The sequence below is a fragment of the Paenibacillus sp. EB106-05-06-XG162 genome (assembly GCF_058791655.1).
On record NZ_JBYTDT010000007.1, the window covers coordinates 66545 to 78686 of the forward strand.

9 protein-coding genes are annotated in these 12142 nt (G+C 42.1%); 3 read left to right on the top strand and 6 right to left on the bottom strand.

What is annotated here, in order from left to right; genetic code table 11:
• Window positions 1–183: 183 nt before the first annotated feature.
• Complete coding sequence (locus AC3WU2_RS16465) at window positions 184–1074, bottom strand: hypothetical protein (protein ID WP_492455963.1); 891 nt, start codon at window positions 1072–1074, stop codon at window positions 184–186.
• A gap of 565 nt (window positions 1075–1639) precedes the next feature.
• Between AC3WU2_RS16465 and AC3WU2_RS16470 the strand changes: the two genes are divergently transcribed.
• On the top strand, window positions 1640–2839 hold the full coding sequence (locus tag AC3WU2_RS16470; RefSeq protein ID WP_492455965.1) for a pectin acetylesterase-family hydrolase: 1200 nt from the start codon (window positions 1640–1642) through the stop codon (window positions 2837–2839).
• A gap of 219 nt (window positions 2840–3058) precedes the next feature.
• Here AC3WU2_RS16470 and AC3WU2_RS16475 read toward each other — a convergent pair whose 3' ends face one another.
• From AC3WU2_RS16475 to AC3WU2_RS16490, 4 genes are all read right to left on the bottom strand, one after another.
• The gene (locus AC3WU2_RS16475) at window positions 3059–3448 is read right to left on the bottom strand and encodes a carboxymuconolactone decarboxylase family protein (protein ID WP_492455967.1); all 390 of its coding nucleotides are present in this window, start codon (window positions 3446–3448) and stop codon (window positions 3059–3061) included.
• Between the two features lie 2 nt (window positions 3449–3450).
• Entirely contained in the window at window positions 3451–5079 is a 1629-nt protein-coding gene (locus AC3WU2_RS16480; RefSeq protein WP_492455969.1) for a thiamine pyrophosphate-binding protein, read from the bottom strand.
• Window position 5080: 1 nt separating this feature from the next.
• Window positions 5081–7369: a putative bifunctional diguanylate cyclase/phosphodiesterase gene (locus AC3WU2_RS16485; protein WP_492455971.1), complete on the bottom strand. Its 2289-nt coding sequence runs from the start codon at window positions 7367–7369 to the stop codon at window positions 5081–5083.
• Between the two features lie 472 nt (window positions 7370–7841).
• Complete coding sequence (locus AC3WU2_RS16490; RefSeq protein ID WP_492455973.1) at window positions 7842–9308, bottom strand: HEAT repeat domain-containing protein; 1467 nt, start codon at window positions 9306–9308, stop codon at window positions 7842–7844.
• A gap of 138 nt (window positions 9309–9446) precedes the next feature.
• On the opposite strand from AC3WU2_RS16490, the gene AC3WU2_RS16495 reads away from it, so the two are divergent.
• Together AC3WU2_RS16495 and AC3WU2_RS16500 are read left to right on the top strand one after the other, a co-directional pair.
• Window positions 9447–10316, top strand: a complete 870-nt coding sequence (locus tag AC3WU2_RS16495; protein ID WP_492455975.1) for a helix-turn-helix transcriptional regulator — start codon at window positions 9447–9449, stop codon at window positions 10314–10316.
• A 113-nt stretch (window positions 10317–10429) separates the two neighbouring features.
• A complete protein-coding gene (locus tag AC3WU2_RS16500) occupies window positions 10430–11167 on the top strand; it encodes a hypothetical protein (protein WP_492455977.1) in 738 nt (245 codons plus the stop codon).
• Between the two features lie 137 nt (window positions 11168–11304).
• Here AC3WU2_RS16500 and AC3WU2_RS16505 read toward each other — a convergent pair whose 3' ends face one another.
• Window positions 11305–12120 carry an alpha/beta fold hydrolase gene (locus tag AC3WU2_RS16505; RefSeq protein ID WP_492455979.1) on the bottom strand — a complete coding sequence of 272 codons (816 nt, stop codon included), beginning with the start codon at window positions 12118–12120 and terminating at the stop codon, window positions 11305–11307.
• Window positions 12121–12142 lie beyond the last annotated feature (22 nt).

Consider the following 12142-nt stretch of genomic DNA (forward strand, 5'->3'; position numbering starts at 1 on the left):
TCTGATTGAAATGAAGACCCCACAGGAATTAGAAGAGAAGGCACCCGATCGGGTGCCTTCTCTTTCGCTCAATGATATGCTGAACCGTACCATAAACGCTACGAGCTGAAGTTGAGAAACCTAACCGTCTGCCTAAGTGATTAGTGGGGCGGGGTCCCAAGCGAAGTGGATAGGGCCGCAGGATCAACCGTCTGGTGCTGCATATTTCCGCACGTCCGGATCGAATGTCACGTTATTGAACGGATCCAACTCCACGTGGGTGCTTCCGCGATCGTCAGTCAGCACGAGCAAGCGCGAGCCGATAATGGGGACGCGCTCGGCGCTGGTGCGCATGTGTGCTAAAACGACACATGTCTTACCATCGACGATGTAACTTACCTCGACCGTGAATATTGGGAGATTGAAGAGCCATACGTTAGTAAAGTTCACGGCGGTCAGCGTTCCGATGAATGACGATCCCTCCATGCGGAGGCGCTCGATGTCCGCCTGACGCCGTCGGGCGTGGGCGATCGATCCTGGTAGCCGCAGGAGCAAGATCGCGGTCCAGAGGGCAAAGCCAGCTCCGACGACTGCGCCGAGCTCTGGCGGAATCGTTGGCGACGTTGCTATCGCTTCGAGGTTGAAGGGTCGCGATGGATCGCTTGTCAGCGTCCAGAGCAGGAGGATTGCCGCGACGATGACAAGTCCTCCTGTGAAAGCTAGCCTTGCGAACAGGCCGCCGATCCTGGTCTGTCCGAACTGCTCGACCGCTCTGGAGTACACTTCGCTTGTCGCACCGATCGAGACGAAGAGCAGCACCACAGCGACGCCCACCGTGACCGGATGACCGAGGAATATGCTGATCGCCGGTGTCGGCGCTAGGCCGAGCAGGGCGCCGAACGGCACGGAGCCAGTTAGTGCCCACAGTGCAGAAGATGCGAGCAACCACGGCAGCAGTGGAACCACTCGTCCTATGCGTCTTCCCGGCTCTAGCGCAGTCATCCGTCCGTTCCTGTCTGTGGTGGAGAACAATGGCAGCGTCATGATGTGCTCTTGCTGCCCGTGCTTCTGTTGCCCCTCTTCAGCATCCCGCATCAACATAACCCTCCCGAATAAGATTCTCGTACCTTGAGCGGTGGAAGGGAAGTCCCTTCGGTGTGGCTGGGTAGATCAAATAATAAATGGATGACTGGATAAAAATTCATCTTATCAATGCTTCATATATAGCCATACACACCGTCACTCCTATAAAATTTTCTATATTTTACCACGCAAATGTTGTCCACTGTAAATACTCCATGTAAAAAAAATTCTTGACTAAATTGTAGTTATAGACAACGTGGAGAGCCGTATCATAAGTAGCGGCGAATAAATGGGGTGTTTGCGAGGGAATTATTGTGGGTAGTGGAATAGAGTGTGTTTTAACCCCTTCGACCTTTTGGTTTAAGGGGTTTTGCTTTGAAAAGAGACAATTATTTCGCCATATATTTCCACTATGTGATATCATAAAATTGATGAGGAATTATGTGGAGTTGAATGACTACTCATTAAAAGAAGAAAAAAAATCTGATCGATAGTGCGTTACAGACGGTAGTGAAAACCGTCTGTTTTTATTTGATTAACTTGTGGACTACTTTATTGTTGAAAGGACGGTCTTTGAGTGACAAAACACAAGAAAAAAATGAAAAGGATCAACAAGATTCTCCTGAATGCGATAGGTGGAATTATACTTATTTTGGTTGTTTTCGCGGGTTATGTTTATTTCTTTATGCTTGAAAAGCCTGCTGAACCGGATAAATGGGCTGCAGCTGAGCGCTATGTCTGGAGTAAAATCAAGTTTGACCAGGATGCACAAGTCATTTCTGCCGACGGTTCGGAGTACTATTTACTTGCCAATAAGGGAGCAGCTGCTGAAAATAAATTGATCATTTATTTTTCTGGGGGCGGTGTGGCCTGGGATGCGGTGACTGCCGCGCATCCGATCAGTCTGGGTAACGTAATAAAGAACGGTAAGATCAAATATTACTTTCCGAACATTCCATTCTTTAAGGTAAGTACGCTTGGCGGCCTGTTGAAAAATAATAACCCTGACAATCCGTTCAAGGGTTGGAATATTGTATATATCCCTTATTCTACTGGTGATCTGCATATCGGGAATGCATTCAAGGAATATACGGACGCCAAAGGCAAGCCGTTCACAATGCGTTACAACGGTCAAGCCAATACGCGCGCAGCATTGGAATGGATTACAAACCATTTCGCTGCGCCGGAAAAGATCCTCGTTGCGGGAGAAAGCGCCGGAGGATTCGGAGCTGCCTTCTGGGCGCCTGAGATTGCGAAACGCTACCCGGCTGCCCGCATTTATCAATATTCGGACAGCTCCTACTTAAATGCCGACCGCTGGCCAGATATTATCGATAACGAATGGAAGGCCAACTTTGCAGCAACTTTTGGTTATGAAGTCCACGGCGATTTAATTTCGTCCGTATTCGCGGCGAACCGCAAGCTGCTCCCGGACAATGCGATACTTTTGCAGTCTAATACGCTTTATGATGAGCTGCTGTTCGACTTTGAAAAGGATCTGAATGGTGACGTTTCGGACGATGGCGAATATGTGCATCGCTGGTCGGCGCGTATGCTGGAATCTGCCCGAGAGCTAACTGAAGTATTGCCAGGCTACTATTATTACATCACGGATTACGGTCTTAACGAGAAGACGGGCAGGACACCACATACACTCTCCCCATTAAATCATTTCTACAATGCTGAACAGGACGGGGTAAAGCTGATGAAGTGGCTGGACGATGCCGTGAATAAGGATGAATATTACTCCGTGGGTCGGCATTTTGTAGCACGATAGTTGAATCTTCAACAACTAGGCCGCCGAGTATTTCGACGGCCTTCGGTGCATGTGTATGAAGGCTTGATTCAGGCGTTAAGCTGAACCGTATCATAAGTAACGCATTTTTTTGGTATAAAAGGGTAATAACCCTTCGGGAATAAGGGTTTTTCTAGAGTTTCAGCAAAGTGCTAGTACTCTACGTGAACAGCAATACCCTTCTCCACAAGGCAGTCATCATTAAATTTCTGTTATACCTCTTTGCTCAAATACATTCATTACTTGTGCCATAGCGCTGCATGCTTTTGGAAAACCAACATAAGCGGCACAGTGAATAACGAGTTCAACGATTTCTTTTGGGCTCATCCCCACATTGAGCGCTGCATTAAGATGAAAACCCATTTGCTCAAAAGCACCCTGCGAAATTAATGCTGTCAGCGTAATTGTTTCTCTTTGCTTATAATCCAATGTTTCTCTGGAGTAGATTTCTCCAAAACCAAACGAAACTAGAAAATCTGCAAAATCGGGATAGAATTTTTCGAACAATTCTATCGCTTTCAAGCCTGGTGCTCCAACCATCTCATTCAGAACTTCAATTCCCTTGTTATAGTGATCTGAATCTCTACTCATATTTATCCCCTCTTCATTGTTGGTGGAATTTCGAATGGATCAATCATAGCCTCAATAACAACCGTTCTATTTGCAAGTTTAGCTTGTTCTATCGCATCTGCTAGCTCCTCAGCATCGAAACATTTGAAAGAAAGAGCCCCCATGGATTCTGAAAACTTTTGAACATCTAACATCGTGTTATAAACAGTTCCCACAGCTTTTCCTAAGTGCAAAGTCATTCCTGTATCAACCATATCGATTTTGCCATTATTGAAAACGACAAAAATGACATTAGCACCGTAGTTTACAGCAGTAGAAATCTCAGTTCCATGCATAAACGTGCATCCGTCCCCGGTTAAGCAAACAATCTTAGCTTTGGGATTTGAAAGCTTGGCTCCAATAGAATACCCTATAGCATGGCCCATTGTACCGAACACATCATCAAAATAAAAAGTACCGGGTATCTTAACATCGTAATATTTTATACCGTAAAACGTATGACTCCCATCATCGCCAAAAATGATAGTATCTTCATCTAAAGTTGCGCTCATCACTTTAACAGCTTCAACTGCAGACATTGGAGTTTTACTTTCAGTAGAAGGTTCTTTGATTTTATAATCATTCATATTAAAGGGCATTTTAGTTATTTCTTTGTAATTAAGTTTATCAAATAACGCATTTAGATTTGTTTTAATATCACCAACAATAGGTAATGTTTCTACTTGAATAGTTTTACCTATGAAAGTTTGGTCAAAATCAAAATGAATGACGTTTTTTGGAAAATTGGAAGGTTTTAGGCCGGCAACTGACATATCTGAAAGTTTAGTTCCAATGACGATCATCAAATCTAAACCGCATTCAACGTATGTACTAGATTCCCCAGTCCCCCCAAGACCGTAAGCCCCCAATGACAAATGGTGATTACTCTCAAATACGCCCTTACCTCCTGGCGTGGTCATGACTGGAATGTTGAAAATCTCGGCTAACATTTTCACTTCTCGATATGCCCTGCTTGAATGTACGCCTTTGCCTAAAAAAATAACTTTTTTACCAGGACGATTTATTAAATCCTTACACTTATCTAAGTTTGGAGCAACAGGGTAAATAACCTCCGGTAAGTCAATTTCAAACTCAGCTATACTTTCAGCTAAAACGTCTGCAGCTATGGATAGATGAACCGGGCCTTTAACTCCTGAGTAGGCTTTTTCTATGGCATGCTGAAAATAAGATTGAAAAGTATCCGCTCTTTCCACTCTGGCGCTAAACTTTGTCACAGGCTCAAACATTTTAACAATATCCGTTCCAAACATCGTTGAGTCTTGGCCTAATGCTTTACCTGAATCTTTGATAGAGGGATGTCCGGTAATAAATAAAACAGGAAGATGAGATGCTTTTGCTTGACCGGCAGATGTCAAAAGATTAGTACCACCTGGACCCGATGTTCCAATAGCAACGGCCAATTTATTAGTCATTAATGCATAACCAGCAGCCTCGAATCCAGCCCCCGACTCATGTTTGGACAATACGAACTCAATACCGTTATTATATAAATCAAGAATGAGTGGAGTGACTGGTTTGCCTGGAATGCCAAATATGTGGTTGATCCCCCACTTTTTAAAGTGGATTGCTAATATCTCGGAAATTTTTTTCATTTTAACCATCCATTTCGACTGAGTAATTGATTTTTATATCGTCATTCAGTTGATAAAACGACTTTTCAAAATCATCGACAGAAAGAGGCTTACTAAAATAATATCCTTGAATAACATCGCATTTTTTCATTTGTAAAAAATTGAGCTGATCTTTTGTTTCTACACCCTCTGCTACAACATCTAAATTTAAATTGTGTGCCATTGAAATAATTGTGCTAACAATATTTGAATCATTTTTATCCAACATGATGTCTCTGACAAAGGATTTGTCTATTTTTAAAGTATGAATAGGGAACTTCTTTAAATAATTCAAAGAGCTGTAACCGGTACCGAAATCATCAATACTAATTCTTACTCCTAAAGCGTTCAATTGACCCAAAACGTTTATCGCACGCTCAACATCCATGGTCATCGTCTCCGTAATTTCTAACTCCAAATAATTAGGATCCATACCAGTTTCAATTAACGTATTGGAAATGACTTCAACTAAGTTATCCTTTAAAAATTGCTGTGAAGAAAGATTGACCGCTATTCTAAATTTAGGAAACCCCATTTCAACCCACCGCTTACTTTGATCACAGACCTCACGTAATACCCATTCACCAACTTGAGAAATTAATCCGTTTTCCTCTAAAATCGGAATAAATACATCTGGCGATACAATACCATAGTCTGGACTGTTCCATCTTAGGAGAGCTTCTGCTCCAATGATTTTCTTATTAATTAAGTCAACTTGCGGTTGATAGTACACGATAAATTCTTTATTTTCTAAAGCCTCTCTTAATGAAACTTCCAATGATAGTTTATCTTTTTCATTAGAATTGGACTTCATATTTGAATCGAATAGGGTATAATTATTTCTTCCCTTTGATTTCGACTTATACATTGCATTATCTGCGTAAACCATGAACGTTTCAGCGTCAGTCCCATCATTGGGATAGATTGCTATACCGATACTCGCAGTTACATGGAACTTGGAACCATTAATCGTGAAGGGAGTGTCAAATAAGTCAATAATTTGCTTACCTATGTGAGTAACTTCTTTTTGCCCATTAAGGTTATGAAATAAGAAAATGAATTCGTCTCCACCCATTCTGAATACCTTTCCATTATCACCTAAAAATTGTGTCAGTTTACTGGAAACTTGCTTTAGTAATATATCACCATTAGAATGTCCAAAAGCATCATTAATCGTTTTAAAGTGATCTAAATCCAAGAACATAAGTGCCAAATCAATATTTGTGCCAGAAGTTAGAGATGAAGAAATATGATCATTTAATGTTTCATGAAGTGAGCGTCTATTTGGTAATGATGTTAATTCATCGTGATAGGCTAAATAGTTGTGCCGTTCTTCATTTAAATAACGTTCTGTAATATCTCTAAGTTGAGAGTATGAACCAATAAAATTATTTGTTTCATCATAGATGGGTTGAGCGTCGAATAAACAAACTACTTTTTGATTATCTACGGTTCTTAAAATCATTTGCACATTATCAAAACTCTGTTTGTTTTGTATTACTTGTTTCATGTGACTACTTACTAGACATTCTGGGTTGTGTTCACTTCTATCAACAATATTGGTATCTTTGAGAATACTGAATGATTTGACCACAAAATCGTTCACTGAATTAATGATGCCATCAGCATTTGTGATGATAATGCCATTTCTATTTCTATTAACCATAATCTGATTTAACATATTTAACTTTCTATTCTGTTTCCTAAGTAAAAGCTCTCTCTCAATAGAGTCAACTACTGTAGATAACATGGTTAAGAAAAATGGATTATGCAATTCAGTTGCAGTCATAATACATATACTTCCGAGTAAATTGTTGTTATCTGTATAATGAAAGGCCACTCCATAGCATGCTGAGCCATGAAGGATCGTATGGTAATGATTTGAACCTATGATTTGAACCGGATGGCGTTGTTGAAGAGATAAGCTCACGACATTCGTACCCATATCTTCTTGAGTAAATTGTGCACCTACTTGTATACCTAATTGTTGAATTGTTTTTTTTATGGTTTCATCGCCAACCATATGTAGCAAATATCCATTTTCGTCAGATATTACAATTATTATAGGTGTTCCGCTTAATGAGTTTAAAATCTTTTTTGAGAAAAAATCAACAACGGATAAAATTTCACTATACGTGTTTCTTTTTTTCAACAATTCTTGTTCTGACATAGAACGTTTCGGTATTCTAATTTCATTTGGATCCATTCCTGCTTCAATACATCTCCGCTTAGACTCAACAATATAGTCCTGTTCATGATTCAGTTGTGTCATTATTATCACCACCGTTAATTTTTAGCTTTTTATTTAACGTGAATCCATGAACTCTACTTCATGAAATACATAGAAGCTATCAATTTTACTGTTTTTAAACATCCGAGACATAACCAGTTTGTGAGTGAACGCAGAATCTATTTCTAGTAATCATATCTTCCATTCTTATTCGACAAAAAAAGACATTACCCTGCAACAATAAATTTAGGACTTTAGCAATAATTGATATTGCAGTTAAGGTTGCCTAACTTTATCCAAGGGATCTGGCTGGGTGTGTGACCGAGGAGTTGATGGAAGGTAGATCCTTCGAGTCTCGTAAAGAGGGTTGGAAACGGGCAAAAAGATTACAGGCTGGAGAGATTGCGTAATCGGACGTTTTCGATGATGAAAAATATAGTAAACCAAAATGGAGTCAACCTTATTGGTTGGCTCCATTTCGATTACGCTTGCTTATCGTTAGCAAGGGGAAACTTTAGAAGGTACTGACTTTACTCGTATCCGGACACCAGCGGGATGAGCGATAAAAACGGATCAATATATCAACCGCTTCTTCCGTTCGCAGATGGGTGAGTGCTTCCGCTGCATAAGCTCTGACGTAACGGTCATTGCTGTAAAGCGCTTGCTCCAAGGAACGGACAACTTCTTGTACATAGCCTGATTTACCTATGCGAAGCAGGGAGAGCGCTGCCGTATATCCGATTTTATTGGTAATGTAGGTCTGAGATGCTGCGTAATTCACCGTCTTATTCGCTTGTGAAGCATCGTTAGTTTCGCATTTTAGAGAATCCATCAATACATTTGCTAATGCCGAAACTGCCTGTTCACCAGTATGCTTGATCATACCTAATGATTCAACGGCATTTCGACGAACCCATTCGCTCTCATCCTGTAAGCTTGCGATAAGTGAGGATACCACTTCATCCTCGGATGATCCGATCATCCCGAGTACAAAGATCGCCAACGCCCTGTGCTTCTCATCCTCATGCTTCATAACACGAAGAAGCTCGGGAATTGCCGCGATGCCAGCACCTTGCAATCCATATGCAGCCCGTACTGCTGTCAGGTTCGATCCGTTAATGATTTGCCCGATCAGCTCCTCGATCCCTTGTGTACCAAGTTGTCCAAGCTCATAGGCTGCATTCAAAGAGGTGATTTCCTCCTCTGCCTCAAGCTCTTCCCGTAATGCCAACAATCGCTCTTCACTTATTGTGCCAGCTTGCTTGGCCGATTGTTCTCCGCGAAGCCAATCCCATACGTCTTGCCATAAATTCAAGTGGATTGCTGGCGTTCCTTCCGGCACAATCATCTCACTGCTCTGATGATTCCAGGTCGGAATCTCCGGTGCGCTCAATCTGAGAAATTGAAACTTAAGCATATAACGATCTAGTTCGGATACATTAAGCGAAGCTTTATGCCACAAGTCGAAATGCACGAGTACCATAGTGCCCGCTTTCCCTGTGGGAAGCAGTGTCTCACCGCGGTCGCCGAGAAATTTTTCGTAGTATTGGGTGCCTGGCATGATTGCAGTAGGTCCTAAATCTTCGGTAATATCGTGGGTGTAATAGAAGATCATCGCCCACCAAGGTCGATGGCTGCGCATGGAAGACCAATAGCCGTCTTTATGCCATTGCCCGCCACCTGGCGTCGCATTTCCCGGTTGGTTGTAATGACAGTGGCGATGTGGATGCATGTAATAATCAGAACCTAGTACACTGCTTAAGGCTCCCTTGACAGTAGGTGTATCGAAAAGCTGCTGTATGTCCGGAACACGAGGTAGTATATTGTTTCCAGGATTACCCTCATTATGCATAACGTAATTGATTTGGTTCATGATGCTCTGATGAAGCTGTTGCGGAATATCGTTCTGAAGTACAAGATAGCCTTTCGTAATAAATTGCATCATTTGCTCATCAGTCAACAAATAGTTACTTTCTAACATGGTAGTACCTCCTTGGAAATCTATCTACATTCTTCTAAATGTTACAACGCAATGCGATTTTTGTATTTGCAAAATCGTCAATTATTTATACAATCGTCATATCAATTATTAAATTTTTGAACAAGGTGGTGATCGTCTATGGATTTCGCCAACTTACATCCTTACGTGTACTATGCAACCAGGTATCCATTCTCCATGGGACAGTCTGCCAACAATCGGATCTGTTATGCCTCCTCACTTTATTTGATCAGTGAGGGCAAAGGTGTCATTCATACGTGTGGTCGTACTTATGAAGCAACAGTTGGCTCTCTCGTATACATACCAGCAGGGCAGCCCCATCATTGGGTTGCCGACAAAGAAGATCCGATGGTCCACATCTGCTGCTATTTCGACTGGTCATACATAGATCGTCGGGTCGAGTTCATCGATCCTAGTAGGATTTGTTATGATGAATCTACTCTTGTTCCAGCTTTAATCGGACCAGCTTTTCCCTTTTCTTTACCCGAGCATATGAATGTCGAGAATTTGCGCTTGTGGATAGATTACTTTGAAAAGTTTTATATCGAAAATAAATATACAAACGAGCGGACGTTCGTTCGCAGCTTAAAGGTGCAGAGCAATTTCCAGCAGTTTATCGAGTTTTACCTCACATTTGCGCTGAAAGAGGAGCATATCCCCAATCTTCGCATGTCCAAGTTGCTCGAGCGATTGGATCAGGACTTGATACAAGGCAGTCTGCAGCCTTTGGAAGTCTATTACAGAGAGCTACGCATAAGCCGTGGTTACTTTTTTGAATTGTTCAAACAGGCAACTGGATTGCCACCTACACAGTATGTCACCCAATTCAGAATTAATCGGGCGAAGGACGACCTCCTATTTACGAATCTGAGCATTACTGAGATCGCAGATAAGCATGGTTTTTCATCTTTGCATTATTTTTCGAAGCTATTCCGCAAATTAATTGGACTATCACCACGGGAATACCGAGAAGAGAACAGCAAAGTGTGATGATGAAGCTTCCCCTAAGAAATTGGCAAAAGACCGCCCTATGGAATTAAGGAAACATTAGATTAACGTAAAGCGTTTAAATAATATAGTCATTCTAGAAGGAGAAGAGGGCAATGAAAGTAAAAAGGAGTTTGCGAGTGTTACTTCCAATTTTGGGGGCGTGTACGATCTTTGTCGGAACTGCTGTGGCTAGCAATTCTGTTGGTCTGTTCGTTAATGGTAAAGCGCTGAGTCCTAAAGAAACTAAACTTGATCATTCGGTAAACATTCAAACAGGAATTACAAAGGATATGGTTGAAGATTGGATACGAAAGCAAGGCAATGAAAAGAGGGACTATTATTTTGATGGTTTATCCTTTGAAGAAATGAATGTAGATGGGGATTCCGAACCAGAAGTACTTGTGCGAATTGATGGAGGGGTACATCTTGGTGATTTCTTCATCTTTGACAAACAGTCCAACGGTTCATATACATTAATCTTTGAGAAACCGTGGCAAGTCGAATCTTGGAACATTGAGAATTTTCGAGCTGATGGAATGAATCCTTTATTTAATATCGTCACGCGCACAGGCGGAACAGATGCCGATGTTAGAGAATCTCATCTAATGTATATGAACGATTCTGGAGTATGGACAGAAGCTTGGAAAGGTACTCTTAAAGACCGCTCTGTATTTCAAGGTAAATATCATGTTGCTATGGGTAGTTACCAGTTCAATGATGATAATGGGGAACTTTTCTATTGGCAGACCGAAATGGACGCATCCTTAGAGGACAACAAGCAAGAGGGAGACTCAAAGACCATGATGAAGATTTTTAATCTTCAACAGGGAAAGTTTATTGAGAAGAAGTGAGTATCTAACGAAACAAAGGGACATCCTTCCACAGGATGTCCTTTTTTCGAAACTTGCCGTTACAGACAGCGCGGAGAACCGTATCATAAGTGACGGCGAAAAATCGGGGTACTCTTCAGGAATGAGTTATGTTTGCCTTATAGCCGATGAAGGATATCCCGCAAACTGGTCGCCCATTCCCGAGGCATATCGAAAAAAGAAATGTGATGGCCTGGAAAAGTGGCCATTTCGCAGCCAAGTTTCTCCGCTAAGACTGGAACGGTCCGTCCGTAATATTTCCTTTTATCCAACGTCATCTTGCCTGCGGCTACGGCAATTTTCACCCCGTTTTGCTTAATCTTCTCGATATCGGGCATATAATTTACGCTAGGGATCATCTCATACCGGATTAAGAAGCTTTCATTGTTCGCCTTCGCAACCCGCTGTTGAAAATCTTTCGGAACCGTCTTAAAAGCGCTGAACGGAATGGACAGGGATAAATTGAATCTGAAGCTGGCTGCTTGAACACCAAATCGGAATGAGGTCCGATAAACGTTCGCAAAAAATCTTTGCCACTTCTTAGAATCTGGAAGGAGTCTTACGACGGGCGGTTCGTGGACCACCATCGCTTTGACCGCTTGCGGATGCCTTGCCGCCATTTCTAGCGCGAAGATGGCACCTCCGCTATTCCCGAAAACATAAGCTGACGGATGACCGACTGCTTTCAACACTGCAACCGCATCTCTGGCTTGTTGGCTAACCTCGAAATTTTGCGGTTCGTTCCGAGTGCTTCGCGAATTACCGCGACGGTCATATGTGATTACCTGGTATTCGTCGGCGAGAATATCAGCCACGTACGTGTAAAATCCGGCATCTCCACTTCCGCCCGAAATCATAATAAGCAGCTCGCCCTCTCCCCGGATTTCATAATAGAGTTCGTTTCCTTCGGTTTTTACGAATCCCGAACTTACCATGTACGATCCCTCCCGTATTTAA